The following is a 24700-nucleotide window of genomic DNA, read 5'->3' as shown; positions in this document are numbered from 1 at the left end:
ATCAAAAGATCGTCCGATCGCGGCCCGAGCCTTCGGCAGCTCCTACAGGGATCAAGATCACCCAAAGATCTCTGTGGGGGCCAGTTCAGTCACTACAGATTTCAGCCAATGCCACCCGCAACCGCCCCGCACTCTCGCGCTGACAATTCAGTTGCACCCGCTCCAGTCCCAGCCAATCGGCCATCTGCCGCAAATTCAGCGCCAGCGCCAGCATCCCCTCTTCATCCAGCCCCGGCTCCTCTTCGTGCACCGCATGCACCGCCAACCGCCCCGACGCCCGCTCGGCGCGTAGATCGACCCGCGCGGCAATCCGCTCGTTGTGCAAAAACGGCAGCACGTAATAGCCATAGACCCGCTTGTCCTGCGGCGTGTAAATCTCCAGCCGGTAGCGGAAGTCAAACAGCCGCTCGGTGCGGCTGCGCTCCCAGATCAACGAATCGAACGGCGACAACAGCGCACTGGCGACAACTTTACGTGGGACTTTCGACTGCGGCAGGCAGTAGGCAATCTGCCGCCAGCCAGCGACTTCGCAGGTCTGCAACTGCCCGTCCTCGACCAGTTCCGCCAGACGCGGTCGCGCATCACCCGGGTTCAAGCGGAAATAATCCCGCAGATCCTTTTCCGTGCCGACGCCCAGTGCCTGGGCCGCGTGCAGCAGCAGACCACGCTGGGCTTCGGCTTCATCCGGCATCGGTCGCTGAAGGATCTGCGTTGGGATGACTCGCTCCGGCAAATCATACAAACGCTCAAAACCGCGGCGGCCGGCCACGGTCACTTCACCGGCGGCGAACAACCATTCCAGTGCATGCTTTTCCGCACTCCAGTCCCACCACTGTCCGGCCTTGTCCTCGCGGGTCGACAGGCTGCCGGCGCCCAATGCGCCGCGCACCTCAACCGCGCTTAAAACCCGGCGCACAACCTCCTGCTGCTCAAGACCAAACTTCGCCAGTTGCTGATAAATGTCTCTGCCAGTTCTGGCGCGCTGCATGCGCCAGCCCATCAACGGATACATCGCCAGTGGCAGCAGCGACGCTTCATGGCCCCAGTATTCGAACAGCGTGCGCCGACGGCCCGAACTCCAGGCAGCCTGGTCGAGCAGATCGGAAGAATAGGAACCCAGACGGGAAAACAGCGGCAGATAGTGCGAGCGCACCACGGCGTTGACTGAATCGATCTGCAGCAGACCCAGCCGCTCGATCAGCCGGTTGAGCTGCGGCGCCTTGACGGTCGGCGGCTGGCGCCCGTTGAACCCTTGGGCAGCCAGCGCCAGACGTCGCGCCTGTTTGAGGGAAAAGGCCAGAGTCGCGGGCATGAACATCTCCTTGTCTGCTCGCAACCTACCTCACCTGAAAGTGGTTTGTGTAGTAAGGCCCTGATCATTTATGCATCGGATCGTCCCAGAACGGCCGAATGGCCTCGTGTTCGACATCGGCACGGCTGACCCCGATGTCCTTCAGCGCTTCGTCGCTCAGACTGGCGAGCAACTCGCGTTCACGGTGCAGTTCGTACCAGCGGCTGAACTTGTGCAGCAGATCGGAAACGATATGGCCGTGGCCGGAAAATTTTGTGTCGTCTACATACTCTCTTTGACCTTTCATCGTGTTGCCCTCCTTGTGGATGGCTCAAGTCTCGCGCTGGCGCTAAGATCAATCCAACGAATGTTTCTGATGGCATTCATCACGGAGATTCATCAATTGTCGGCCTACCCCAGTATCGATACCGATGTCCTGCGCACCTTCGTCGCAATTGCCGATCAGGGCGGGTTTACCCGCGCCGGCGAAATGGTCAACCGCACGCAATCGGCGGTGAGCATGCAGATGAAGCGGCTGGAAGAAGACGTGCTGCAACGCCAGTTGTTCGAGCGCGACGGCCGCCAGGTGCGCCTGACCGCCGAAGGCCAGGTGCTGTTGGGTTACGCGCGGCGCATCCTGAAATTGCACAGCGAAGTGTTCAACACGCTGCGCGAGCCACACATGGTCGGCACCGTGCGCATCGGTACGCCGGACGATTACGTGATGCGGTTTCTGCCCGGGATCCTCTCGCGGTTCGCTCAGTTCTACCCGCTGATCCAGATCGAAGTGCATTGCGAGTCCAGCAAACAGTTGTTGCAGCGCACCGATCTGGACTTGTCGATCGTCACCCGCGAGCCGGGCAACGAGATCGGTCAGTTGCTGCGCAAGGAGCGTTTCGTCTGGGCCGAGGCGCAGAATTTCAGCGCCCACGAGCAAACGCCGTTGCCGCTGGCGATGTTCAACAGTGATTGTTTCTGCCGCTTGTGGGCCTGCAATGCGCTGGACGCGATGGGCCGCGACTACCGCATCGCCTACAACAGCACCAGCCTGTCGGCGCTGATGGCGGTGGTGAGCGCGGGTCTGGCGATCACCGCGCAGCTGGAAAGCCTGATCACCCCGGACATGCGCATTCTAGGCGCTGCCGAGGATCTGCCGTTGCTGCCCGAGGCCAGCATCATGCTGATCCGCAATCTGAACAATCCGTCGCCGATCACCGAATGCCTGGCCGAGCACATCGTCGAAGGCTTCAAACTTTAAAGGCGAGCATCACCGCGCACAGCACCAGAAAGCCGCAAAACAGCCCGCGCAAGAGCCGTTCCGGCATGGCGTGGGCGACTTTCACCCCCCAACTGATGCTGGCCAGACCGCCAATGGCCAGCGGCAGGCCGATCATCCAGTCCACTTCGTGGTGCACCGCGTAGGTCACCAGGGTTACGCCGGTGCTCGGCAATGCCAACGCCAGCGACAGGCCCTGGGCGACCACTTGGCTGGTACCGAACAGGCTGGTCAGCACTGGCGTTGCCACCACGGCCCCACCGACACCAAACAGACCGCCCATGGTCCCGGACGCTGCGCCGAGAACACCCAGCCATGGCCATGAGTAACGCATCTCGGAGGTCACGGCGGTTTTTTTGCCGAACATCTTCAGCAGGTTGTACGCCGAGAGCACCACAAGGAACGCGACAAAGCCGATACGCATGGTTTGCGCATCAATGCCCACCGCCCAGATCGAACCGATCCACGCAAAGCAAAAACCCATGACTGCCAACGGCAGCGCATGACGCAGTTCGATGCGATTGCGCTGATGATAGCGCCACAGCGCCAGCATCACGTTGGGCACCACCATCACCAGCGCCGTGCCTTGGGCGATCTGTTGATCGAGGCCGAACCACACGCCCAGCAGCGGAATGGCGATCAAACCACCGCCGATGCCGAAGATCCCGCCCAGTGTGCCAAGGGCGGCGCCAAACAGCAGGTACAACAAAAACTCGATCACAGCGATGTCCTCATCCGTCAGGCGAATCATCCTACGCAGTCGAGGCTGGCGGGGAAACGCACAGCAACGCACAATGGCTATGCCAATTTCGCACAAGCACCGAAGCACTTATGAATCCCAATCAGTTGACCGAACAGCTCGGGCTGTTTCTCGATGTGCTGGAGAGCGGCAGTTTTTCTGCGGCGTCCCGTCGTCATCCGCTGACGCCCTCTGCCGTGGCGCGGCGCATTGACAGCCTGGAAAACGCGGTCGGCAGCCAATTGTTCATCCGCAGCACCCACGTCGTACGGGCAACCCCGGCCGGGTTGGCGTTTGCCGAGCGGGCGCGGCGCATTGTCAGCGAACTGCAACTGGCCCGTGCTGAGGCGGTGTCGTTGAGCAGTGCGCCGGAAGGCTTGATCCGTATCGATGCCCCGGCCGCTTTTGGTCGCCGCCATCTCGCGCCGGTCATCGCTGACTTTCTGGTGCTGTACCCGGGGCTGGATGTGCAGTTGCACCTGATCGACAGTTTCATCGACATGCACGGCTCAAATCTGGGCAAAGTCGATCTGGTGCTGCGCGCCGGGCAAATGGCCGATACGCGGCTGGTCGCCACCCCGCTGGCGAGCATGGTGCGCATTGCCTGTGCCAGCCCCGACTACCTCAAGCGCCGTGGCGCGCCGAGCCATCCCGCACAGTTGAGTGAACATGACGGACTGGATTGGGAAGGCCTCGCCCCGCCCTTCGCCTGGCGCTTCGAACTGGACGGGCAAATGCAACTGCATCGCCCCGCGCGCATCCGCATGAGCGCCAACAATGCCGAAGCGCTGGTGTGCGGGGCACTGGCCGGACTGGGCGTCGCGCATTTGCCGACCTGGCTGGCCAGTGAGTACCTGCTGCGTGGCGAACTGCTGCCGCTGTTCTGCGAGAACGGCCTGCCGCAACCAGAGACCACCGGCATCTATGCACTGCGCATGGAACAGCAGACCCACTCGCGCAGCCGTCTGCTCCTGGAATACCTGAAGACCCGCTTCAGCCCGGTGCCGCCGTGGGATCTGGCGCTGCAGCGCGAGCTGGGCCGGCACTAGATTCTGGATAATTATCTGGCGCATTAAACATTCGGACGCTAGATTCAAGCCCATCATCGAACAAGGCTTTGCCATGACCACCGAACGCGACACCCCCGACAATTGCGATCACCTGCTGCTGGACAACCAGGCCTGTTTCGCCCTGCACTCCACTTCGCTGATGATGACCAAGGTCTACAAGCCCCTGCTACAGGCGCTGGGCCTGACCTACCCGCAGTATCTGGCGATGATGGTGCTATGGGAAAAGGATGGTTTGACCGTGGGCGAAATCAGCACGCGGTTGCTCACTGATCCGGGTTCGCTGACGCCACTGCTCAAGCGTCTGGAAGCCGAAGGTTTGCTCAGCAGAACCCGCAGCCGTGAAGACGAACGGGTGGTGATTGTCGAGTTGACCGAGCAAGGTCGAGCACTCCGCGACAAGGCGCAAACCATTCCGCAATGCATCCTTGGCGCCAGCGGCTTCACCCTGGAACGCCTGCAGAAACTGCAAGCGGAGTTGCAAGCCCTGCGCAGCCACCTGCAAGACAGCCTGACCTGAGCCCGCTACTGTTCCACTGCAGGAGTGAGCCCGCTCGCGATAGCGGTGAACGCGCCGCCATCGTGTTGACCGCTGCACCGCTATCGCGAGCAGGCTCACTCCTACAGGTAATCTCGTTGTCTGAAAAATATTTGTCCACGCCTGACCTTCCCGCCATCCTCTCTAAACCGCGCCTTCCAGGCTAACCAAACGAACCAGTCCTTCGTCGAAGCGCATATTTTTCAGAAAATTATCTTGCGCGCTAAACATTAGCGAGCTACATTCACCTCGCACTTACTTAGCGCGCAAACATTTAGCGCAAATTAAATACTCGACGAGGCCCACACCATGCAAACTCTCTACACTGCAATCGCAACCTCCACTGGCGGCCGTGACGGTCGTGCGATCTCCAGCGACAACGTCCTCGACGTCAAACTCGCTACCCCGAAAGAACTCGGCGGTGCCGGCGGCGCAGCGACCAACCCTGAGCAACTGTTCGCTGCCGGTTACTCCGCCTGCTTCATCGGCGCGCTGAAATTCGTCGCCAGCCAGACCAAACGCAAAATCCCGGACGACGCCTCGATCACCGCGCACGTCGGTATCGGCCAGATCCCTGGTGGTTTCGGTCTGGACATCGACCTGCACATCAGCCTGCCAGGCCTGGAACAAGCGGATGCACAGAGCCTGGTCGAAGCCGCGCATCAGGTCTGCCCGTACTCCAACGCCACCCGTGGCAACGTTGACGTACGCCTGCACACCACCGTGTAACTCAAGCAAAAGATCGCAGCCTGCGGCAGCTCCTACAGGGATCAGTGTAGGAGCTGCCGCAGACTGCGATCTTTTGATCTTTGCGGCAGGCACAAAAAAGCCCGACTCAATGGTCGGGCTTTTTCTTTCCGTAAAAAGCAGTGCTTATTTAGCACGGCCTTTGTAGGAACCGCCTTCGCGGGTGTCGATTTCGATCTTGTCACCGATTTCGATGAAGTCAGCAACTTGCAGCTCAGTACCGTTAGCCAGCTTGGCAGGCTTCATTACTTTGCCGGAAGTGTCGCCGCGAGCCGAGCCTTCGGTGTAGTCAACTACGCGCACGATAGTGGTCGGCAGCTCTACGGAAACCAGACGCTCTTCGAAGAACACGGCTTCGCAAACGTCGGTCATGCCTTCTTCAACGAAAGGCAGAACGCTTTCGATGTCTTCGGCGTTCAGCTCGTACATGGTGTAGTCAGTGGTGTCCATGAACGTGTAGGTGTCGCCGCTGATGAAGGACAGGGTCGCTTCTTTGCGGTCGAGGATCACGTCGTCCAGCTTGTCGTCCGCACCGTAAACGGTTTCGGTCTTGTAACCGGTCAGCAGGTTCTTCAGCTTGGTCTTCATGATCGCGCTGTTACGGCCCGACTTGGTGAATTCAGCTTTCTGAACCAGCCAAGGATCGTTGTCGATACGGATCACGGTACCGGGTTTGAGTTCTTTACCAGTTTTCATTGCGAATATCCGAATTTGGATGGGATTTACAAAAATCTAGGCCGCGTATCATATCCAATTTAGGTAAAACTGTACCAGCGCCGTGGCAAGATCCGCCTGCAAGCCTTGTTCCAGACACCACGCTTCGGCGTTTTCCTGCAGTTGCGGCCAGTGTTTACGGGCCTCCAGCCAGTGCTCGCCGATCGGTTGCCCGGCACTCCAGGCCCGCCACAGACCGCTCATCGCCTCGGCAGCGGCCGGTGAAAGCCCTTTCGTGTAGAGGGCGAGAAAGGCATCGAGCTTGTCGAGGTGGATGTCTTCGTCCTGCTGATAGATGTGCCAGAGCATCGGTCTCCCGGCCCATTGTGCGCGGACGAAAGAGTCTTCACCGCGCACCGCGTTGAAATCGCAGCACCACAACAACTGATCGTATTGATCCTGACGGACGAACGGCAGTACCTGCACCGTCAGCGCCTGACGCACGTCCAGATCGCCGACAGCCAATGCATCGACCTCGAGCCAGCGCGCAACATCACCGAGAATCCGTCCCTCCGGCACCAGCAGATGGGTCGGCGTGCTATCGGCCGCCAACACATCCAGCCAACTGGCCAGCCCGGCATTTTCGTAGGCAAACAACGAGATCAGCTGCGCGTCCGCTGTGCGATCTACGCCCAGGCCTTGCAGGAATTGTCGCTGCGCAGCTGCATCCTGCTGAAATTGCCGACGCCGCTCCAGCAGCCCGCTTTCACGCAGCAAGCCGCCCGTCCCAGGCCGAAATCCAGGAAAGAAAAAGAATTTCTGTACCGACTTGTACTTCACCGACGGCAACCCGTGACAGCCGGTGACCCAGTCTTCGGCGCTGAGGTAATCGAGGTTCATCCACAGCGGCGGCTGTTGCCGCTCGGTCATGGCGTCCATGTACGCCGATGGCAACTGGCAGGCAAATGCGGCGATCACCACGTCCGCCGCCTCCGTCTGCGGCCATTCGCTCGGCCAGTGCCGCACCTCGACGCCCTGTTGCAATTGCTGCGCAAGGTTGATGTCGATCTCGGGGCAGATACGTTCGAAGGCGCGCAGGTCATCGACCCACAAGCGCACCGCCAGCCCATGCTCGGCTACCAGTTGCCGGGCCAGACGCCAGGTCACGCCGATGTCGCCATAGTTGTCGACCACGGTGCAAAAAATATCCCAGCGGGTTTTCGGTACCGACATGCAAGACTCCCGTTGGCAAAAGCACTGATTGTCCGCATAAATGACCTCGCGCAGAAGAGCCGACGGCGATTAATCTTCGTGCGACAATCGCCACTTGCCCGCAATCATCCGCCAGGAGGCAGCCATGCCCTATCGCCCCAACCCACGTCGTCCCTTGCCCGTTCAGCTTAGCGCGCTGCAACTGACCGGCAGCATTGCCCTGGGCATGTGGCTGGGCTTTCTGGCCATTGCCCTGACTTGCTGGCTGATTTCGCGTTTTGTGTTGACCGAGCAACTGGCACCGGTTGCCCAGGCCGTGCAGCAACTGGCCAAGCCACCAGCGGCCGTCCAGGTGCAACCGGACATTCCGCCACAGAGTCCGCTGTTCGAGCAGTACGAAGAAAACCTGCGCAAGAACGAGCAGCAGGCTCGTCTGGATCAAGCTCGCGGCAGCACTCGCAACCAGTCGAATCCCAAGTGCCAGTTCTGGCTGCAACAGGATCAGACCGCACCGAGCGAAAAGAGCCGCGCCAACGTTTTGCAATTCTGCGATTGATCATGAACAAACACACCGTCCACCAACTGATCCTCGACAAACTGCGCGTCGACCTCGACATCGCCGAGCGCGCCGCGCAGACCGCTTATGAAACCGCGACCCACGAAGAGAACATCGCCGAGAACAAGTACGACACCCTCGGGCTTGAGGCGTCTTATCTGGCAGCGGGTCAGGCGAAACGGGTCGAGGAAATCCGTCAGTCACTGGCGCTGTGCCAGAACCTGACGCTGCGCGCCTACGACGAAAATCGCGGCATCGAGATCGGCGCCCTGCTCGGTCTGGAAGACGAAAAGGGGCGCGAGCAATGGCTGTTTCTGGCGCCGGATGCGGCGGGCCTGAAAGTCGATGTGGTGGGTCAGCCGATTACCGTCATCACCCCGCGCTCGCCGCTGGGCAAAAGCCTGCTGGGCAAGTTTGAAGGTGATGAGGTGGAGATTCTGGTGGCGGGCACCCGGCAACAGTTTGCTGTCACCGAGGTGCTTTGAGGCAGGGTCTTAGTGGACCGGCAGTTCGACACCGTCGAACAACTCTTCCAGTTCCTGCTTGTTGTGGCACTGGATGGCTTTGGCCATCACTTCGCGGGTCAGGTGCGGGGCGAACTTCTCGATGAAGTCGCACATGAAACCACGCAGGAAAGTACCGCGACGGAAACCGATCTTGGTGATGCTCGACTCGAACAGTTCGCTGGCATCCAGCACCACCAGGTCGTTATCGAGTTTGGTGTCGACCGCCATCTTGGCGACGATGCCCACACCCAGGCCCAGGCGCACGTAGGTTTTGATCACGTCGGCGTCGGCCGCGGTAAACACCACTTTCGGCGTCAGGCCACGATGGCTGAAGGCTTCGTCGAGTTTCGAACGGCCGGTGAAACCGAACACGTAAGTCACGATCGGGTATTCGGCCAGCGCTTCGAGAGTCAGCTTCGGCAGCTTGGTCAGCGGGTGGCCCTGCGGCACGACCACGCAGCGGTTCCAGCGATAGCACGGCATCATCACCAGATCACCGAACAGTTCCAGCGCTTCGGTGGCGATGGCGAAATCGACGGTGCCGTCAGCGGCCATTTCGGCGATCTGCATCGGCGAACCCTGGTGCATGTGCAGCGCCACGTCCGGGTATTGTTTGATGAAATTGCTGATCACCGGCGGCAATGCATAACGCGCCTGGGTGTGGGTGGTGGCGATCGACAGGGTGCCTTTCTTCTCGTTGGAGAATTCCTGGGCAATCTGCTTGATGCTTTCAACCTTGCGCAGGATTTCGCCAGCGGTGGTGATGATGCGCTCGCCGGCCGGGGTGACGCGGGTCAGGTGCTTGCCGCTGCGGGCAAACACTTCGACGCCAAGTTCGTCTTCCAGCAGGCGGATCTGTTTACTGATACCCGGTTGCGAGGTGTAAAGGCTTTGGGCGGTAGCGGAAACGTTGAGGTCGTGGTGCGCCACTTCCCAGATGTAGCGCAATTGTTGAAGCTTCATATGTATCCCTCAAAGCAGGTAGACGCCACGGGCATCAGCGACGGTATATAACTATATTAATGGTTTGATGAATAAATCTAGAACTTTTTTATCAAAAGGCCATTATTCCCGCCTCAGCGATCCCCCCGGCGCCGGCGCTCCACCAATGGCACCAGATAAACCGGCACCTTGGCCAATTGCAGGACCCGGGTCGCCGTGCGCCCCAAAGGCGTTTCCGCCCCTACGCCGTGGCTGTGAGTGCCTACGATCAGCAAATCCACAGAGAGTTTCTGCACCTGGTCGAGAATCACCTGCGCCGGATCACCCTGCACCACCCGAACCGCGCAAATCCGCTGCAGATCCTGCTCGCCCTCGTCGCCCAGCTCTTCGCGAAAACTGTCCAGCACCCGTTGCTCGATATTGGCGATGACAGTTTTCAGACCCTGACTGTGAAATTCGTTCAATGCCTGTTCGTCGAGATAACTCTGCAACACCGATTCGGCAAACAGCCCCATGGGTTCCACTGCATGCACCACATACAAGTCGGCATTGAATGTCCGCGCCAGTGCCAGGGCATGCTGCATCACTAAAGGTGCGTACAGACCGAGGTCAGTGGCATACAGCATCGAACGAATCATATGACCTCCTCGCGTGCCAAAATGGCGGAGATTTGATTCAGCTTAGCAGTGCCTTGGCGAGTACGACGTGCGACGCAACGTCTTGAAGCACCGGGGCTTTAGATCGACGGTTCGTTGCTGATGCCGTGCGGTACGTGACCGGTGGCGACCACTTCGCGCGCGGCCTCGCAGTGGCCGGTCTGATCGTCGAAGAACACATCGGCAGCGAAGGCTTCGAGAAACGCCGATTTGGTCAGCCCGCCGAGAAACAGCGACTCGTCGAGGCGGATGTCCCACTCGCGCAAGGTGCGGATCACCCGCTCATGCGCCGGCGCCGAACGTGCGGTGACCAGCGCCGTGCGGATCGGGCAGTCGTCTTCGGGGAACTCGCGTTGCAGCGCATTGAGCGCCGCCAGAAACCCCTTGAACGGCCCACCGCGCAATGGCTCGCGCGCCGACTCACGCTCCTTGGCCTGAAACGCCAGCAGCCCGCCAGACTGGTAAATGCGTTCGGACTCGTCGGAGAACAGCACCGCGTCGCCATCGAAGGCGATGCGCAGCTCATCACTGGCCGCGCGACTGGCGCCGCCGGAGAGAATCGTCGCCGCCGCGAATCCTGCTTCCAGCGCCGCGCGCACATCCTCGGCGTGCGTCGAAAGAAACAAGTCACAGCCAAAGGCTTTGAGGTACGGATAGGGACTGCGCCCACCGACGAATGCCGCCCGCGAGATATCCAGTCCATAGTGGTGAATCGAATTGAAGGCACGCAGACCGGTGTCAGCGCTGTTGCGCGAGACCAGAATCACCTCGACCCGGGCGCGGTCGAGGCGACTGTTGAGGCTCAGGAGTTTTTCCACCAGCGGGAACGCATCGCCGGGCGCGAGAATCTCGTCTTCGTGTTCGATCTGATATTGCCGGTAGGCTTCGACACCGCTCGCCAGGTAGACCTTGTGACTCTCGCTCAGGTCGAACAGGGCGCGAGACGAAATCGCCAGCACCAGTTTGTCATCGATGTTCTTGGCCATGCCTTCCCCACTCCCCTGAAAACCGACTCAAGTGTTGCGTCGGTCGATGAAACTCAACGTGCGATACAGCGCTTCGATCCGTGGCAACTCACACCCGGCCGCCTTGGCAGCGGCCAATGGCCGGGCGTAAATCGCTTCCAGTTCCAGCGGCCGTTTGTGCAGAAAATCGTGGTACATGCTCGGCCAATAGTCGGGCATTTTCTCGGTCATCATGAACAGGTACTCGGCATAACCGGGCGGTATATCGTGACCACAAGCCCTGGCGCCCTGCACCACTTCAGCCATCAACGCCTGAATCAGCGCGCGACTGTCAGCGTCGGCCATCAGCGGCGTGGTGCCGGCACCGAGCAGCACCGAGAGACCGTTGTACGGAATATTCCACACCAGTTTCTGCCAGCGTGCCTGTTGCAGATTGGGCATCGCCTGCGATTCGATACCGGCGGCGCGGAACAGACCGGCGCCCTCCTCGACCAGCGCCATACGCCCCGCGTCGTCTGCCGCCGGGCCACTGTGGTAGCCGATATTCACCGCCCCCAGCGCCTGATGGGTGATGTGCCCGGGACCTTCGCGATGCACGCAGATCAGGCACAGACCACCGAGCAGATGCAGGGAATCGGGTAGCAGCTCACGCAAGCTGTCTTCGACGTCCAGACCGTTTTGCAGCACCAGCACTTTCGCGCCGGGCCTGGCCGCGGCAATGATCGCCGGGGCCAACCCGGCGCCGCTGGTGGTCTTGGCGCCGACCAGCAACCAGTCGCAGGCTGGCATATCCTCAGCCTTCGCATACGCCTGCACCGGGTTCAGCGTCAGCGTGCCATGCACGGCACTGTCCACCTGCAAACCGCGTTCAGCCACTGCGGTGAATTCACTGCGCAGCAAAAAGTGCACATCGAAACCGGCCCGCGCCAGCATCAAACCGTAAAACCCGCCGATTGCGCCGGTGCCGATAATCCCGATCACCGGTTTGCTGTGTGCTTCCACCATCTATGGCAACTCCTCTGCAATCCGACCCAGTGCCTGTGCCACTGCCGCGTTCAGCGCATCGGCAGTCAGGCGCGTGTGCAATGCCCCAAAGAACTCGCCGTCGCGCACCACAAACAGCGCCGGCAAATGAAAGACCTGATAACGCTCCACCAGCCCGCCGTTGTTGCCGGCATCGATCCAGCACAGGCGCTCAACCGCCAGCTCGAACCCGGGCAAAACCTCTCTGGCATAGCGGCAGCTGGAACAGCCGACACTGGTGAAAATCACCAGCGAAACGCCGCTCATCGCCAGCAGCCGCTGGTCGGCGTCGAAATCGGTCAGCTCGGATTCGACCACTATACTGGGGGAAACAATGTCAAATGGCCGACACAGGGAGTCTGTGCTCATGGGACGTTTTATTCCTCATCCGGACGAAGTGCCGGTTGAATTGACCTTGCTCAAGCCCGAGTGTATTTCCAGGCAACAGCTGCACACTATCAGCCTCGGCGGGATCGCTTGCAATTATCACCGCGCGTGGCGCCACGGCACGGCGCTGCAAGTGCGCATGCCGACACTCAATGCCGACATCTGTTATCCGGGCTATGTCGCGTGGTGTCTGCGGCGCAAGAAGGGCTATCTGCTGGGGATCGCATTCACCGACGAGCAAACGCTGTTCAGCGCCCGGATGGGCGAACAGGTGTGCCAGATCGAACGTTTTTGCCGCATGAACGAGGCCCACGACGATCTGCAGGATGTTCAGGCGCTGGCCCTGCAATGGGTCGAACAACACGCCGACGAATTCTCCCACGACAGCGTGCGCAAGGCTTTTGCCCAGCCAGTGCTGGATTAAAGCCGCGTTTGCCCATTGTCGAGCCGCGTCTGACGCGCTAAGGTTCGGCTCCCCGACGCGCTTAAATCTGCTGTGCTCCGCCGCGCGGGGATCGCTGGCGGCCGGCACCCGTGACCTGACGAGTAAACGATGGCTGATTTACCGATCAACGACCTAAACGTCGCCTCTAACGAGACCCTGATCACTCCCGATCAGCTCAAGCGTGATATCCCTCTGAGCGATGCTGCGCTGCGCACCGTCACCAAGGGCCGCGAAGTCATTCGCAACATTCTTGATGGCACCGACCACCGTCTGTTCGTAGTGATCGGCCCGTGCTCGATCCACGATATCAAGGCTGCCCACGAATACGCCGATCGCCTCAAGGTGCTGGCGGAGGAAGTCTCCGACACCCTGTATCTGGTCATGCGCGTGTATTTCGAGAAGCCACGGACTACCGTTGGCTGGAAAGGCCTGATCAACGATCCGTACCTGGATGACTCGTTCAAGATTCAGGATGGTCTGCACATCGGTCGCCAGTTGCTGCTGGACCTGGCCGAGAAAGGCCTGCCAACCGCTACTGAAGCGCTCGACCCGATCTCCCCGCAGTATCTGCAGGACCTGATCAGCTGGTCGGCCATCGGCGCGCGTACCACCGAATCCCAAACCCACCGTGAAATGGCTTCCGGCCTGTCCTCGGCAGTCGGCTTCAAGAACGGCACCGACGGCGGCCTGACCGTGGCGATCAACGCCCTGCAATCGGTTTCCAGCCCGCACCGTTTCCTTGGGATCAACCAGGAAGGTGGCGTGTCGATCGTCACCACCAAGGGCAACGCCTACGGTCACGTGGTGCTGCGTGGCGGCAACGGCAAGCCGAACTACGATTCGGTCAGCGTCGCCCTGTGCGAGCAGGCGCTGAACAAGGCGAAAATCAAACCGAACATCATGGTCGATTGCAGCCACGCCAACTCCAACAAGGATCCGGCCCTGCAACCGCTGGTGATGGAGAACGTCGCCAACCAGATCCTCGAAGGCAACCAGTCGATCATCGGCCTGATGGTCGAGAGTCATCTGAACTGGGGCTGCCAGGCCATCCCGAAAGACCTCGCCGACCTGCAATACGGCGTGTCGATCACCGATGCCTGCATCGACTGGTCTGCCACCGAGAACACCCTGCGCAGCATGCACGCCAAGCTCAAGGATGTTCTGCCGAAACGTCAGCGCAGCTGATCAGCGTTTCAGGGGCATAAAAAAACGCCGGGCATTGCCCGGCGTTTTTGTGTGTGCGATTCAGATCTTGGCGGCGCGGCGCTGATGACGTTCCATGTAGCGCTCGACGTAAGAGCACGACGGGATCACCGTGTAGCCCATTTCTTCGGCGTACTGCAGCGCGCTTTCGGTCAGCGCGGCGGCAATGCCTCGACCGCGCAGGGCGTTGGGCACGAAGGTGCGATAGATATCCAGGGTCTGTTTCCCCAGATCCATATAGGTCAGGTAGGCACGATGACCGTCCACATTGGTCTCGAACTGATGACCAGCCTGGTCATGGTGGATGGACAACGCCTCGCTCATCACTACTCCTCGCGGGTCTTGAATTCTGACCCCTACCTTACCGATGTTTTTCCGGCGAAGGAACATCTACGCCACCCCGTGCCTGATGGACACCGAGAAAAACCACACCGATCTCGCGCAACCGAGCACGTGATAAATAGTAGGCACCATTGGCGAAAATGCTCAAGGTGCGCTCGTCATCGTGCTCGTTGACCGGGTGACTCCATGGACGCAGCGGCGGGCGCAGGGAAGATTTTCCCGAGGCGCTCACCGGAACATTGCCGAATGTCGAGACTTAAGACGCAGGCGCTTCTTTAAAGTCACCTCTAGAACGACAAAGATATGTGAGGCGTCATGCAAAATCGGAACAAAAGTGTAGACGAATTCATCTAGGCAGACTTGGTGCAAGACGCAGAAACAGCACCGGGCAACGGGAACTTTTTCTCATTAATACGCTCAGGCCGGGGCTTGCAGCTGGATATTTTTTATACAGCCTGGTTAAAAGTTGCTCGAAAAAGAATCAACGCCTACAATTTTTTTTGCTTCTTGCGCTACGTCAGTTTACTTACTACAAGTAATGGGTAGTATGTACGCCGGCTATTTCCTCAATCGGAGGAGAAAGCCACTTAATTGAAAGTCCTTGAAGGGGAACACGATGAACAACGTTCTGAAATTCTCTGCTCTGGCTCTGGCCGCAGTTCTGGCTACCGGTTGCAGCAGCGCATCGAAAGAAACCGAAGCACGTCTGACCGCTACTGAAGACGCAGCTGCTCGCTCCCAAGCTCGTGCAGACGAAGCTTACCGTAAAGCTGATGAAGCTCTGGCTGCTGCTCAAAAAGCACAACAGACTGCTGACGAAGCTAACGAGCGTGCTCTGCGCATGCTGGACAAAGCTAGCCGCAAGTAATAATCCCTCGGGATTGTTATCAAGCCGACCCATTTTTTGGGTCGGCTTTTTTATTGCCGGTCGCTTTGTCCAGGCAATAAAAAACCCGCCGACGCTTCAAGCATCGGCGGGTCTGATCGAGCTTACTGTTGCAAGTCGATCGGTGTGCTCGAAACCATCGGCGCCGAGGTATTCGGCGTGCCGATTTCAGTTGGCAGGCCATCTTCGGCCGCCACTACGTCACGCACAACATCCCAGTTCACACGCAGATTGTTGGTGACATCTTCCCGCTTGAGCATCGCGTTGATCACCGCAGTGTGCTTGTCGACCACCGACGGGTTGCCCTTGTCATCAATTGGCGTGTGCGCTTCGAGATAGACCTTGCCGCCACTGCTGCCGAACTTGTACGCGTCGTTGAGGATGCGCACCGAAGTGCCGACCGGCACCATGGCCGCCATTTCCAGCACGTTGTTGTTGAACATGCGGAAGCAGCCGTGGCTGGTGCGCATGCCGATGCCGAACTTCTTGTTCGAACCATGTATCAGGTAGCCCGGCGTGCCCAGGGTGAACTTGAACGGACCCAGCGGGTTGTCAGGGCCGGCCGGCACTACGTTCGGCAGCGGATCACCGTCGGCGGCGTGCTCGGCCTTGATCGACGCTGGAGGTGTCCAGGTCGGGTTCGGCGTCTTGGCGATGATCGAGGTGTGCGCAATCGGCGACCCCCAACCTTCACGACCGATACCCAGCGGGAAGGTGTACACCACGTTCCGGCCTTTCGGGAAATAGTAGAGACGGTACTCGGCAAGGTTGATCACGATGCCTTCACGCGGACCCGGCGGCAGAATGAACCGGGTCGGCAGGACGATTTCAGTACCGGCGCCCGGCAGCCAGGCATCGACGCCCGGGTTGGCCGCAACCATCTCCGAATAGCCCAGGTCGTATTTGGTTCCCAGGTCAGCGAAGGTGTCTTCGTATTTGGCCTTGATCACCTGCACCTGGCCGATGATGTCCTCACCGGGTGGTGGCAGGGGAAACTCCAATGCAGCAACGGGACCGGCCACACACAGGGCGGCAAGTGACAGGCAGCGGGTGACGGCAGGAAAGCGCGGCAACATCCGGAAAATCCTTCGCATGATCAACAAGGGTATAAGAGCGCGATTGTACACCGCACTTTGAATATTCGGGGAGACCGCCGATGGACCGCGCTGAATGCGAAAAGATCGCAGCCTTCGGCAGCTCCTACAGGATTACGCAAGACTCTGTAGGAGCTGCCACAGGCTGCGATCTGTTGATCCTAGAGCTCGAAACGCAATTCAGGCCAGATCGGCGAGGTGCCGCGCTTCTGCGACTCAAGGATCGCCCGACACAACGAACACAGACGCTGATCCTGGAACACCCGGCGATCCACACTCGACCAGCGCGGTTGCGCCGGCAGCAGACTGCCACACAACGTGCGGTCTGCCGAGCCACCGAGTTCGAGTTGACGGGTCACCAGATGCACCCGCACTTCCTGGCAGGCGAACAGATCCAGCTGTTCGTCAGGCTCGATCAGTTGGTAGGCAAACAGGGACCAGGCAGGACGCGGCATCGGGGGCTCCAAATAAGGGGGCGCCACATTAGCCGAAAGCCTGCCGCTAGAAAAGCCTCATAACAGCGGTTTTAGCGTCGGCCAGACATTTTCCAGCAACTTGCCCTGAGCCCCGGCTGCCGGGTGCAGACCATCGGCCTGCATGAGATCGGGATGCCCGCCTACGCCGTCGAGGAAAAACGGCACCAGCGGGATTTTTTTATCGTCCGCGAGTTTGCCGTAGACCTCGGCAAAGGCATCGGTGTAACGCTTGCCGTAGTTGGGCGGCAATTGCATGCCCAGCAGCAGCACCTTGGCGCCGCTCTGACGCGAGCTGTCGATCATCGCCGCAAGGTTTTGTTGCAATTGCGTTGGCGGCATTCCGCGCAGGCCGTCATTGCCCCCAAGCTCAAGGATCACCAGTTCCGGCTTATGCTCTGCAAGCAGCGCCGGCAGGCGCGCCTGGCCTCCGGCACTGGTGTCGCCGCTGATGGAGGCATTGACCACTTTGTCGTCAAAACCCTCCTGTTTGAGCCGTTGCTCGAGCAGCGATACCCACCCCAGGCGGGTATCCAGTCCGAAACCGGCGCTGATACTATCGCCAACGATCAGGACAGTACCCGCCGCTGCGTTCTGGGCCATGCACATCAAGGCCAGGCCAGCACTCAAAAACCACACACGCATCGGATTCTCCATGGGCGCAAGCATTCTCACCGCGAAGAACCTCAGCAAAGTGGTTCCCAGCGCGGAAGGTGAACTGACTATCCTGCACGAACTCAGCCTGGAACTGAACAAGGGCGACAGCCTGGCCATCGTCGGCGCGTCCGGTTCCGGCAAATCCACCCTGCTCGGCCTGCTCGCCGGCCTCGACCTGCCAAGCAGCGGCGAAGTCATCCTCGCGGGGCAAGGCCTGAGTAATCTCGACGAAGACCAGCGCGCGCGCATCCGTGCCGAACACGTGGGTTTCGTCTTCCAGTCATTCCAGTTGCTCGACAGCCTCAACGCCCTGGAAAACGTCATGCTGCCGCTGGAACTCGATGGCCGCAAAGACGCCCGCGAACGCGCCACTCAATTGCTGCAACGAGTCGGCCTCGGCCAGCGCCTGACGCACTCGCCGCGCCAGCTCTCCGGCGGCGAACAACAGCGCGTGGCGATTGCCCGGGCCTTCGCTGCCGAGCCGGACGTGCTGTTCGCCGACGAACCCACCGGCAACCTCGACAGCCACACCGGCGAGCGCATCAGCGACTTGTTGTTCGAACTGAACAAGGAACGCGGCACCACCCTGGTGCTGGTGACCCACGACGAACGCCTGGCCCATCGCTGCCGGCGCCTGATCCGACTTGAAGCCGGGCTGCTGGTCGCCCCTCTGGAGCCTTGATGGCACGTCTGCCGCTGTTGCGTCTGTTCAGTCTTGCGCTACGTCAACTCATGCGCGATGCCCGTGCCGGGGAATTGCGGGTGTTGTTTTTCGCCTTGGTCGTGGCCGTGGCCGCGAGTACTGCCATCGGCTACTTCGGCGCCCGCCTCAACGGCGCGATGATGCTGCGCGCCACCGAGTTCCTTGGCGCCGACCTGGTGCTTGAGGGCAGCTCGCCGGCCCGCGACGAACAGATCCGCAGCGGCACCGAGCTACGCCTGAATCATGCGCAGGTGGTGGAGTTCTCCAGCGTCATCGCCACCGACAACGGCATTCAGTTATCGAGCATCAAAGCCGTCGACCGCACGTACCCACTGCGCGGCGAACTGAAAAGCGCTGCCGCTCCGTTTGCCACTGAAACCGCTGGCGGCGAACCGCAACCCGGTGAAGCGTGGGTCGAAGCACGTCTGCTGACTGCGCTGGATCTGAAGATCGGCGACAGCATCGATGTCGGCATGAAAACCCTGAAGCTGACCCGCGTGCTGACCTACGAACCGGATCGCGCCGGCAACTTCTACAGCCTCACGCCTCGGGTGATGATCAACCTCGACGACCTTGCCGCCACTGGCGTGGTCCAGCCCGGCAGCCGCGTGAGCTATCGCGAGCTGTGGCGCGGCGAACCGCAGGCGCTGGAAACCTACCGCCAACTGATCAAACCGGGGTTGGCGGCCAATCAGCGAATTCAGGATGCACGCGACGGTAACCGGCAGATTGGCGGTGCACTGGGCAAGGCAGAACGTTATCTGAACATGGCCAGTCTGGTCGCGGTGTTGCTCGCCGGCGTTGCAGTCGCGTTATCGGCCAACCGCTTCGCCAGTCGCCGCTTCGATGCCAGTGCATTGTTGCGCTGCCTCGGTCTGTCGCGCCGGGAAACCATGTTGCTGTTCAGCATTCAATTGACCGTATTGGGCCTGTTTGCCGCGCTCAGTGGCGCGGTTCTCGGCTGGCTGGCGCAATTGGGACTGTTCGCTCTGTTGCATGATCTTCTGCCTGCCGATGTGCCACCGGGTGGGCTGTTTCCGGCGCTCGCCGGGATCGGCACCGGGCTGGTAGCGCTCGCCGGGTTCGCCCTGCCGCCGCTTGCCGCGCTGGGTCGGGTGCCGCCGCTGCGGGTACTGCGCCGTGACATGCTGCCGATTCCGTCGAGTACCTGGATGGTCTACGGCGCGGCGCTGGGCGCTCTCGGGCTGATCATGTGGCGCCTGAGCCTGGATCTGTTGCTGACCTTCGCCCTGCTCGGCGGCGGTGTGGTCGCTGCGTTGGTCTTGGGTGGCCTGCTGCTGTTGCTGCTCAACAGCCTGCGACGGATGCTCGCCCGCGCGCCGCTGCCGTGGCGCCTCGGTCTGGGCCAGTTGTTGCGCCATCCGCTGGCGGCAGCCGGGCAAGCGCTGGCGTTCGGTTTGATCCTGCTGTCGATGGCGTTGATCGCCCTGCTGCGCGGCGAACTGCTCGATACCTGGCAAAACCAGTTGCCAAAAAACGCCCCCAACTACTTCGCCCTGAACATTCTGCCGGCCGACAAACAGGCCTTCACCGATCATTTGATCAAGGTGTCCGCACAAGCGGCGCCACTGTACCCGGTGGTACCGGGACGGCTGATCAGCATCAACGGCGAACCGGTGCAACAGATCGTCAGCAAGGATTCAGCCGGTGACCGCGCGGTACAGCGTGACCTGAGCCTGACCTGGGCCGCCGACCTGCCGGCAGGCAACAAGCTCACCGCCGGTTCGTGGTGGACCGGGCAACCCTCGGATGGCGTACCGGGCGTGTCGGTTGAAGGCAAAGTCGCCGAAAGCCTCAGGCTCAAACTCGGCGATCAGATGGTGTTCAGCGTGGGCGGGGTCAATCGTGAAGCCAAGGTCACCAGCCTGCGCGAGATCAATTGGGACAACTTCCAGCCGAACTTCTTCATGATCTTCCAGCCCGGCACCCTGAAGGATCTGCCGGCAACTTACCTGACCAGTTTCTATCTGGCACCCGGTCATGATCAGCAGATCGTCGAGCTGTCACGGGCATTCCCGGCGGTGACCATCCTTCAGGTCGAAGCCCTGCTCGAACAGCTGCGCAGCATCCTCGCCCAGGTCACCCTGGCGGTGGAATACGTGTTGTTGTTCGTGTTGGCGGCGGGGATGGCGGTGCTGTTCTCCGGATTGCAGGCGACGCTGGATGAACGCATTCGCCAAGGCGCGCTATTGCGTGCGCTGGGTGCGCAACGGCAGTTGCTGGTCAAGGCGCGGCGCATCGAGTTCGGTTTGCTCGGGGCGGTCAGCGGCTTGCTCGCGGCCATTGGTTCGGAAGTGGTGAGTCTGGTGTTGTATCGCTTTGCCTTCGACCTGCCGTGGCATCCGCATCCGTGGTTGCTGGTACTGCCATTGATCGGTGCGGCGCTGATTGGCGGCGCAGGTGTGTTTGGCACGCGCCGGGCATTGAATGCGAGTCCGCTGACAGTCTTGCGCGAGGGTTGATAGACTCCAGCCTTCGTCACCACAAGAAGTTGCCATGAGCCGTTATCGCCCTCCCCGCACCGCCGGCACCGCGCTGATCACCCCTGAAGGTGAAGCGCGGATGCGCGCCGAATTCCATGAGCTGTGGCATGTGCGCCGCCCGCAGGTGACGCAGGCAGTCAGCGAAGCGGCGGCGCAAGGTGATCGTTCTGAGAACGCCGAGTACACCCAAGCACCGCACCTGCCATACTATCTCCAACAAAGCCCTTTAAACACGGGCATCTAGCAATAGTATTGATACTCAGAAAAACATACTATTTTGAGTACGAAAAATTTTACGCCTCATCAAAATATTTTTCTCAGATCACGCTACCTGCACCTCAGCAGCGCAAGAACGATCGATGTACGTCCCCGGATCAATTCCAAAAACGATCACAAATCGCCTTCTCAGCCGTCCTCGCATGCTTTTTCGAATGCCGAGACCAACGCCAGCTCAAACGATCATCGGCATCAATCACAAACAGACCTGACCTTATTGCCAACCAAAATTGCGCGATGAAAGTCGTCTACCACCATAACTAGGAGGTAGACGGCTGATTTGTCAGGCTGCAGGGCCTACTTAGTGGCTTAACCTTCAATGATCGCGATCGCGATTTCCAGATCCTTCAACAGGTCTCTGCGCGGCTTGCACTCAATATACCCATCGATAACGATCTCACGAACACGCTTCAGGGCGGAGATTTGATCCGACACCGTGGGATACACGGAAGGCTCCTCACCATAGTAGGTCTCGTAAAAGCCCGCTTCACGATCACTCTCTCGGTACTCCGAAAACATCCAGTTGCAAGCGCTTCTGGCTTCGCTTCGCGTATTTCGTAGCCGGTCAATTCAGCTTTGCGAACAAGCAATCTCACTTTGAAAAAAGCCCACATGATAGGCTCTGAGCTTCAAACAAGGGGGCAGCAAAAGAGCGCTCAAGAAATGCAAACATCCCCTTGCCAACTACCCTGCGCATCCATCGATCAGTAGCGTAATTCGTCAAAAGGAGGCCGCTTTGGCCACAAACATCATCACTCGAGGTGGCCACGACGCCCTTAAGGCTGAGCTCGATCACTTGTGGCGCGTCTACCGACCTGAGATCACTCAAAAGGTCACGTGGGCAGCTTCCCTTGGGGATCGGAGCGAAAACGCGGACTACCAGTACAACAAAAAGCTACTGCGAGAAATTGATCGACGGATTAGATATCTGCGCAAACGCTTAGAGGACGTCAGGGTCGTCGATTATTCCTCCGAACAGGAGGGAAAGGTGTTTTTTGGAGCCTGGGTAGAGGTTGAGAATGATGAAGGAGAGCTAAAGAAATTCCGAATCGTGGGCTACGACGAAATTTATGGGCGTAACGACTACATCTCGATTGACTCGCCCATGGCCCGAGCACTGCTAAAGAAAGAGAGGGGGGACGAGGCTGTGGTGCAGACCCCAACCGGCGAGGCCATTTGGTATGTCAACAGCATTACTTATGACAGCTATGAGGATACCGGCAACGCTAGTGCTCAATAGCTGATTGAAATCGCTCATATCCGCCCCTTTCCGCGCTCTTAGCGTGCGCAATGCACACGACTTCACACACACTCATCAGGCACTGAACCTAAAGCGGTGCTTCATTTCGATTCCACACTGTCGGTTCGCCAGGTTGAGCTTCAGGCAAGACTGGGCGAGCCTTAGCTTTTCCTACCGCGACTTGCGCCCAGTAGCCAACAGGCGGCCTGGGAATATTCAGGCTGACGAAGACCTTCGTGAGATAGCTGGAGGAGACTCCGAATCGCGAGCTAATTTTGGTCATTGGAGTCGACCAAGCCAGATCGAAAAGCGCTTCTCTCGTCATGACTTCATCCGACATATCACCCGCTAAGTTCTGAGCGTTAGCTGAGCCTTCCATAGGGATCACTTTCCAGCGATTGAAGAACAAATGATCGTAGCTAATCCGTCGCGACTACACAGCTGGGTACCTACTTCCGACGGATAGACGATGTGAAATAAAGCGTCGATCTTAAAGGAAATGGTGGCGCTCCGATTAGCCCGGCCTTGTGCCCTAGAATGCCTTCCCACATACGAACCTACAGACGGAACAGCCGTAAACGAATCGTTGCTAGTCGCGGAGCACGGCCTGAAAGAAGCAGATATTGGTCGCCTGATACCCCCATGGCACACCGATGCAGACCTTAGTCGACCAATCGAAGTTGTCACGGATATGTCGAAAAGCCGTGCCATGGGCTTCACCGCCTACCAGGCGAGTGATCAAGCATTTTTCGACGTGTTCGACAAACTACGCGAGATGCGCTTGATACCCTAGTCCGCGCCACGCCGGATATGCTCAGATGATTTCAAGGAGTGGAGAAAGAAAATGACAGACGAATACTCGTTGTCCGGCGTGCTGGAAAGGATGTACCAGAATCAGCTCGCCCTAGAGGCGGCGTTGATGGAGTTAACGCTACATGTTGAAGCCCAGGGCGGTGCTGAAGTCGGGGATTACGTCCGAGGTGCTTTGTGGGCCATTGGTGAGAACGCCGGGCACATCAAACAGGGTTTAGCCCGGCTTAAAAAATCCTCTTAAGCCAGGCTTTGCCCGAAGGGATGGTGAGCAGGGATAGCTCCCGAGCTTCAAAGGTGCAGTCATCGATATGGAGTATTTCCGAGCTGAACACACCCAAATCAAAAATTGCCCTATCGCCACCCTATGGAAATCAGACAGAATGTTCATGCATAAACATTGGGTCACCATTTTTTTCGCCAATACGTTCAAACACAGGAATCATTGTCTCGTCAATCTCACCAAGTTGCCAGCATACAAGTACCCTCTTGTCCTCTGAACTAGCCTTGTAAGACTGAGTGCGATGGATTGTTCCGGTGCCATCAAATAATATAGCTTCGCCCTCAGAGTACGCATGAACTGTCGAGCGTTCATCAAAATCCAGCGACTCGCCTCGAAGCACAGCGGTTGTTTCTAATCCTCCGAAATGAGGTTTAAAATCTAACAGTGGCGTGAGCACGGTTGCACTTTGATTTAATTTCAAGCCTGCATCTGTGAAATCGGAGTGCCATCTGCCTGTAGGATAGCTTCCTGTTATTTCAATAATGTTTGCCTGAAGCACTCTCATTTTTTCAGCTTTATCGCCCACTATATTTCGCACTACGTGGAGCTCGCAGCCATCTAGCACCTCCCGAAATAGAGCTATAGCTCGTTCAGACTTTGCAAAATACCAGCGCATGCTTACACCCTCAAACTCCTCGCTATAATCCTCATGAGCCTTAATCCCGATATCAATATCATCTGGTAGGCAATCATTTAGAAAATCCTTATACAACGCGCGAATAGGCTCAAGCGCCTCATATGAAAACTTAAGTTTAGTTACTCGCTCACTCAAAAACTGGGCCTTCTTGGACATTCACCACCTCAGCAATAAAACCCGCGCAAGAAAACTTGCGCGGTGTCGCAAGTTCAAGACAATTGGTTTACTGGGATATTCGTAAGAGCTTACTTATGCGGCTACGCGAGCCGACATAAGTTCAGCAGCAGCTTTTGCTGGTTTGGTTTCAGCCGCCGCTTTAGCCGGCTTGGTTTCTGCCGCTGCCTTGGCTGGCTTGGTTTCCGCCGCTGCCTTAGCTGGCTTGGTTTCCGCCGCCGCCTTGGCTGGCTTGGTTTCCGCCGCTGCCTTGGCTGGCTTGGTCTCTGCCGCTGCCTTAGCGGGCTTGGTTTCCGCCGCTGCCTTGGCTGGCTTGGTTTCTGCCGCTGCCTTGGCTGGCTTGGTTTCCGCCGCTGCCTTGGCTGGCTTGGTTTCTGCCGCTGCCTTGGCTGGCTTGGTTTCCGCCGCTGCCTT

At 59.0% G+C, this 24700-nt stretch carries 29 protein-coding genes and 2 pseudogenes; 15 read left to right on the top strand and 16 right to left on the bottom strand.

Annotated features, from left to right (window positions below; genetic code table 11):
* Nucleotides 1-85: 85 nt before the first annotated feature.
* Nucleotides 86-1312, bottom strand: a complete 1227-nt coding sequence (locus BW33_RS15235; protein ID WP_047599847.1) for a winged helix-turn-helix domain-containing protein — start codon at nucleotides 1310-1312, stop codon at nucleotides 86-88.
* 64 nt (nucleotides 1313-1376) lie between these two features.
* Nucleotides 1377-1598 carry a DUF1127 domain-containing protein gene (locus BW33_RS15230; RefSeq protein ID WP_007964812.1) on the bottom strand — a complete coding sequence of 74 codons (222 nt, stop codon included), beginning with the start codon at nucleotides 1596-1598 and terminating at the stop codon, nucleotides 1377-1379.
* A 96-nt stretch (nucleotides 1599-1694) separates the two neighbouring features.
* Between BW33_RS15230 and BW33_RS15225 the strand changes: the two genes are divergently transcribed.
* Nucleotides 1695-2549 carry a LysR substrate-binding domain-containing protein gene (locus BW33_RS15225; protein ID WP_025113145.1) on the top strand — a complete coding sequence of 285 codons (855 nt, stop codon included), beginning with the start codon at nucleotides 1695-1697 and terminating at the stop codon, nucleotides 2547-2549.
* Here the strand turns inward: BW33_RS15225 and BW33_RS15220 are convergent.
* Nucleotides 2539-3288 (bottom strand): sulfite exporter TauE/SafE family protein, encoded by a 750-nt coding sequence (locus BW33_RS15220; protein WP_027613445.1) that lies wholly within the window; start codon nucleotides 3286-3288, stop codon nucleotides 2539-2541. The genes BW33_RS15225 and BW33_RS15220 overlap by 11 nt on opposite strands.
* A 110-nt stretch (nucleotides 3289-3398) precedes the next feature.
* Here BW33_RS15220 and BW33_RS15215 point away from each other — a divergent pair, with 110 nt between their 5' ends.
* The 3 genes from BW33_RS15215 (at nucleotide 3399) to BW33_RS15205 (ending at nucleotide 5640) form a co-directional block, all read left to right on the top strand.
* On the top strand, nucleotides 3399-4355 hold the full coding sequence (locus BW33_RS15215) for a LysR family transcriptional regulator (RefSeq protein ID WP_047599845.1): 957 nt from the start codon (nucleotides 3399-3401) through the stop codon (nucleotides 4353-4355).
* A gap of 73 nt (nucleotides 4356-4428) precedes the next feature.
* On the top strand, nucleotides 4429-4893 hold the full coding sequence (locus BW33_RS15210; RefSeq protein WP_047599844.1) for a MarR family winged helix-turn-helix transcriptional regulator: 465 nt from the start codon (nucleotides 4429-4431) through the stop codon (nucleotides 4891-4893).
* Nucleotides 4894-5220: 327 nt separating this feature from the next.
* A complete protein-coding gene (locus tag BW33_RS15205; protein WP_047599843.1) occupies nucleotides 5221-5640 on the top strand; it encodes an organic hydroperoxide resistance protein in 420 nt (139 codons plus the stop codon).
* A gap of 144 nt (nucleotides 5641-5784) precedes the next feature.
* On the opposite strand, the gene BW33_RS15200 is transcribed toward BW33_RS15205, so the two are convergent.
* Nucleotides 5785-6354, bottom strand: coding sequence for an elongation factor P (locus tag BW33_RS15200; protein ID WP_047599842.1), 570 nt, complete (start codon nucleotides 6352-6354; stop codon nucleotides 5785-5787).
* A 48-nt stretch (nucleotides 6355-6402) separates the two neighbouring features.
* Nucleotides 6403-7545, bottom strand: coding sequence for an elongation factor P maturation arginine rhamnosyltransferase EarP (gene earP, locus BW33_RS15195; RefSeq protein ID WP_047599841.1), 1143 nt, complete (start codon nucleotides 7543-7545; stop codon nucleotides 6403-6405).
* Between the two features lie 124 nt (nucleotides 7546-7669).
* On the opposite strand from earP, the gene BW33_RS15190 reads away from it, so the two are divergent.
* Nucleotides 7670-8080 carry a hypothetical protein gene (locus tag BW33_RS15190; RefSeq protein WP_047599840.1) on the top strand — a complete coding sequence of 137 codons (411 nt, stop codon included), beginning with the start codon at nucleotides 7670-7672 and terminating at the stop codon, nucleotides 8078-8080.
* Nucleotides 8081-8082: 2 nt separating this feature from the next.
* Nucleotides 8083-8565 (top strand): GreA/GreB family elongation factor, encoded by a 483-nt coding sequence (locus tag BW33_RS15185; RefSeq protein WP_003226791.1) that lies wholly within the window; start codon nucleotides 8083-8085, stop codon nucleotides 8563-8565.
* Between the two features lie 9 nt (nucleotides 8566-8574).
* Here the strand turns inward: BW33_RS15185 and cysB are convergent, their stop codons facing one another.
* The 5 genes from cysB to BW33_RS15160 form a co-directional block, all read right to left on the bottom strand.
* Nucleotides 8575-9549 carry an HTH-type transcriptional regulator CysB gene (gene cysB, locus BW33_RS15180; protein WP_007908591.1) on the bottom strand — a complete coding sequence of 325 codons (975 nt, stop codon included), beginning with the start codon at nucleotides 9547-9549 and terminating at the stop codon, nucleotides 8575-8577.
* 113 nt (nucleotides 9550-9662) lie between these two features.
* Nucleotides 9663-10166 carry a universal stress protein gene (locus BW33_RS15175; protein WP_027613453.1) on the bottom strand — a complete coding sequence of 168 codons (504 nt, stop codon included), beginning with the start codon at nucleotides 10164-10166 and terminating at the stop codon, nucleotides 9663-9665.
* A gap of 98 nt (nucleotides 10167-10264) precedes the next feature.
* Complete coding sequence (locus BW33_RS15170; protein ID WP_047599839.1) at nucleotides 10265-11170, bottom strand: 5'-nucleotidase; 906 nt, start codon at nucleotides 11168-11170, stop codon at nucleotides 10265-10267.
* A 27-nt stretch (nucleotides 11171-11197) separates the two neighbouring features.
* Nucleotides 11198-12154, bottom strand: a complete 957-nt coding sequence (locus BW33_RS15165; RefSeq protein WP_047599838.1) for a putative 2-dehydropantoate 2-reductase — start codon at nucleotides 12152-12154, stop codon at nucleotides 11198-11200.
* Entirely contained in the window at nucleotides 12155-12541 is a 387-nt protein-coding gene (locus tag BW33_RS15160; RefSeq protein ID WP_052032724.1) for a thioredoxin family protein, read from the bottom strand.
* Between BW33_RS15160 and BW33_RS15155 the strand changes: the two genes are divergently transcribed.
* On the top strand, nucleotides 12540-12983 hold the full coding sequence (locus BW33_RS15155; RefSeq protein ID WP_047599836.1) for a PilZ domain-containing protein: 444 nt from the start codon (nucleotides 12540-12542) through the stop codon (nucleotides 12981-12983). The two genes, BW33_RS15160 and BW33_RS15155, sit on opposite strands and share 2 nt — an antisense overlap.
* 129 nt (nucleotides 12984-13112) lie before the next feature.
* Nucleotides 13113-14189 (top strand): 3-deoxy-7-phosphoheptulonate synthase, encoded by a 1077-nt coding sequence (locus tag BW33_RS15150; protein ID WP_003226802.1) that lies wholly within the window; start codon nucleotides 13113-13115, stop codon nucleotides 14187-14189.
* A gap of 60 nt (nucleotides 14190-14249) precedes the next feature.
* Here the strand turns inward: BW33_RS15150 and BW33_RS15145 are convergent, their stop codons facing one another.
* On the bottom strand, nucleotides 14250-14531 hold the full coding sequence (locus tag BW33_RS15145; protein ID WP_003226804.1) for a GNAT family N-acetyltransferase: 282 nt from the start codon (nucleotides 14529-14531) through the stop codon (nucleotides 14250-14252).
* Nucleotides 14532-15165: 634 nt separating this feature from the next.
* Between BW33_RS15145 and oprI the strand changes: the two genes are divergently transcribed.
* Nucleotides 15166-15417 (top strand): outer membrane lipoprotei OprI, encoded by a 252-nt coding sequence (gene oprI / locus BW33_RS15140; protein ID WP_003199355.1) that lies wholly within the window; start codon nucleotides 15166-15168, stop codon nucleotides 15415-15417.
* 122 nt (nucleotides 15418-15539) lie between these two features.
* Here oprI and BW33_RS15135 read toward each other — a convergent pair whose 3' ends face one another.
* The 3 genes from BW33_RS15135 to BW33_RS15125 all read right to left on the bottom strand — a co-directional run bounded on the left by BW33_RS15135 (nucleotide 15540) and on the right by BW33_RS15125 (nucleotide 17647).
* On the bottom strand, nucleotides 15540-16511 hold the full coding sequence (locus tag BW33_RS15135; RefSeq protein WP_047599835.1) for a L,D-transpeptidase family protein: 972 nt from the start codon (nucleotides 16509-16511) through the stop codon (nucleotides 15540-15542).
* A 179-nt stretch (nucleotides 16512-16690) separates the two neighbouring features.
* The gene (locus tag BW33_RS15130; protein ID WP_003226812.1) at nucleotides 16691-16984 is read right to left on the bottom strand and encodes a hypothetical protein; all 294 of its coding nucleotides are present in this window, start codon (nucleotides 16982-16984) and stop codon (nucleotides 16691-16693) included.
* Nucleotides 16985-17041: 57 nt separating this feature from the next.
* Nucleotides 17042-17647 carry an arylesterase gene (locus BW33_RS15125; protein ID WP_047599834.1) on the bottom strand — a complete coding sequence of 202 codons (606 nt, stop codon included), beginning with the start codon at nucleotides 17645-17647 and terminating at the stop codon, nucleotides 17042-17044.
* Nucleotides 17648-17657: 10 nt separating this feature from the next.
* On the opposite strand from BW33_RS15125, the gene BW33_RS15120 reads away from it, so the two are divergent.
* The 6 genes and pseudogenes from BW33_RS15120 (at nucleotide 17658) to BW33_RS15090 (ending at nucleotide 23436) form a co-directional block, all read left to right on the top strand.
* The gene (locus BW33_RS15120) at nucleotides 17658-18341 is read left to right on the top strand and encodes an ABC transporter ATP-binding protein (RefSeq protein ID WP_047599833.1); all 684 of its coding nucleotides are present in this window, start codon (nucleotides 17658-17660) and stop codon (nucleotides 18339-18341) included.
* A complete protein-coding gene (locus BW33_RS15115) occupies nucleotides 18341-20845 on the top strand; it encodes an ABC transporter permease (RefSeq protein WP_047599832.1) in 2505 nt (834 codons plus the stop codon). The genes BW33_RS15120 and BW33_RS15115 overlap by 1 nt, the downstream gene beginning before the upstream one ends.
* Nucleotides 20846-20879: 34 nt before the next feature.
* Nucleotides 20880-21050: pseudogene (locus BW33_RS15110) on the top strand (transcription elongation factor GreB); the annotation flags it as partial.
* A gap of 828 nt (nucleotides 21051-21878) precedes the next feature.
* Complete coding sequence (gene greB / locus BW33_RS15100) at nucleotides 21879-22382, top strand: transcription elongation factor GreB (RefSeq protein ID WP_047599830.1); 504 nt, start codon at nucleotides 21879-21881, stop codon at nucleotides 22380-22382.
* Nucleotides 22383-22971: 589 nt separating this feature from the next.
* A pseudogene (locus BW33_RS15095) lies at nucleotides 22972-23175 on the top strand (NAD-dependent dehydratase); the annotation flags it as partial.
* Nucleotides 23176-23226: 51 nt separating this feature from the next.
* Nucleotides 23227-23436 carry a hypothetical protein gene (locus tag BW33_RS15090; RefSeq protein ID WP_047599828.1) on the top strand — a complete coding sequence of 70 codons (210 nt, stop codon included), beginning with the start codon at nucleotides 23227-23229 and terminating at the stop codon, nucleotides 23434-23436.
* Nucleotides 23437-23566: 130 nt separating this feature from the next.
* Here BW33_RS15090 and BW33_RS15085 read toward each other — a convergent pair whose 3' ends face one another.
* Entirely contained in the window at nucleotides 23567-24268 is a 702-nt protein-coding gene (locus BW33_RS15085) for a hypothetical protein (protein ID WP_047599827.1), read from the bottom strand.
* A 93-nt stretch (nucleotides 24269-24361) separates the two neighbouring features.
* The coding region (locus BW33_RS15080; protein ID WP_152546131.1) for a DUF4573 domain-containing protein at nucleotides 24362-24700 on the bottom strand (339 nt) is incomplete at its 5' end.

Source organism: Pseudomonas sp. RIT288, from assembly GCF_000631985.1.
Classification (GTDB): Bacteria; Pseudomonadota; Gammaproteobacteria; order Pseudomonadales; family Pseudomonadaceae; genus Aquipseudomonas.
This window is presented reverse-complemented; position numbering and strand designations above follow the sequence as displayed.

Coding starts and splice junctions, on each gene's coding strand:
- BW33_RS15235 (WP_047599847.1), bottom strand. CDS start 1,312: ATGCCCGCGACTCTGGCCTTTTCCCTCAAACAGGCGCGACGTCTGGCG.
- BW33_RS15230 (WP_007964812.1), bottom strand. CDS start 1,598: ATGAAAGGTCAAAGAGAGTATGTAGACGACACAAAATTTTCCGGCCAC.
- BW33_RS15215 (WP_047599845.1), top strand. CDS start 3,399: ATGAATCCCAATCAGTTGACCGAACAGCTCGGGCTGTTTCTCGATGTG.
- BW33_RS15210 (WP_047599844.1), top strand. CDS start 4,429: ATGACCACCGAACGCGACACCCCCGACAATTGCGATCACCTGCTGCTG.
- BW33_RS15205 (WP_047599843.1), top strand. CDS start 5,221: ATGCAAACTCTCTACACTGCAATCGCAACCTCCACTGGCGGCCGTGAC.
- BW33_RS15200 (WP_047599842.1), bottom strand. CDS start 6,354: ATGAAAACTGGTAAAGAACTCAAACCCGGTACCGTGATCCGTATCGAC.
- earP (WP_047599841.1), bottom strand. CDS start 7,545: ATGTCGGTACCGAAAACCCGCTGGGATATTTTTTGCACCGTGGTCGAC.
- BW33_RS15190 (WP_047599840.1), top strand. CDS start 7,670: ATGCCCTATCGCCCCAACCCACGTCGTCCCTTGCCCGTTCAGCTTAGC.
- BW33_RS15185 (WP_003226791.1), top strand. CDS start 8,083: ATGAACAAACACACCGTCCACCAACTGATCCTCGACAAACTGCGCGTC.
- cysB (WP_007908591.1), bottom strand. CDS start 9,549: ATGAAGCTTCAACAATTGCGCTACATCTGGGAAGTGGCGCACCACGAC.
- BW33_RS15175 (WP_027613453.1), bottom strand. CDS start 10,166: ATGATTCGTTCGATGCTGTATGCCACTGACCTCGGTCTGTACGCACCT.
- BW33_RS15170 (WP_047599839.1), bottom strand. CDS start 11,170: ATGGCCAAGAACATCGATGACAAACTGGTGCTGGCGATTTCGTCTCGC.
- BW33_RS15165 (WP_047599838.1), bottom strand. CDS start 12,154: ATGGTGGAAGCACACAGCAAACCGGTGATCGGGATTATCGGCACCGGC.
- BW33_RS15155 (WP_047599836.1), top strand. CDS start 12,540: ATGGGACGTTTTATTCCTCATCCGGACGAAGTGCCGGTTGAATTGACC.
- BW33_RS15160 (WP_052032724.1), bottom strand. CDS start 12,541: ATGAGCACAGACTCCCTGTGTCGGCCATTTGACATTGTTTCCCCCAGT.
- BW33_RS15150 (WP_003226802.1), top strand. CDS start 13,113: ATGGCTGATTTACCGATCAACGACCTAAACGTCGCCTCTAACGAGACC.
- BW33_RS15145 (WP_003226804.1), bottom strand. CDS start 14,531: ATGAGCGAGGCGTTGTCCATCCACCATGACCAGGCTGGTCATCAGTTC.
- oprI (WP_003199355.1), top strand. CDS start 15,166: ATGAACAACGTTCTGAAATTCTCTGCTCTGGCTCTGGCCGCAGTTCTG.
- BW33_RS15135 (WP_047599835.1), bottom strand. CDS start 16,511: ATGTTGCCGCGCTTTCCTGCCGTCACCCGCTGCCTGTCACTTGCCGCC.
- BW33_RS15130 (WP_003226812.1), bottom strand. CDS start 16,984: ATGCCGCGTCCTGCCTGGTCCCTGTTTGCCTACCAACTGATCGAGCCT.
- BW33_RS15125 (WP_047599834.1), bottom strand. CDS start 17,647: ATGCGTGTGTGGTTTTTGAGTGCTGGCCTGGCCTTGATGTGCATGGCC.
- BW33_RS15120 (WP_047599833.1), top strand. CDS start 17,658: ATGGGCGCAAGCATTCTCACCGCGAAGAACCTCAGCAAAGTGGTTCCC.
- BW33_RS15115 (WP_047599832.1), top strand. CDS start 18,341: ATGGCACGTCTGCCGCTGTTGCGTCTGTTCAGTCTTGCGCTACGTCAA.
- BW33_RS15090 (WP_047599828.1), top strand. CDS start 23,227: ATGACAGACGAATACTCGTTGTCCGGCGTGCTGGAAAGGATGTACCAG.
- BW33_RS15085 (WP_047599827.1), bottom strand. CDS start 24,268: ATGTCCAAGAAGGCCCAGTTTTTGAGTGAGCGAGTAACTAAACTTAAG.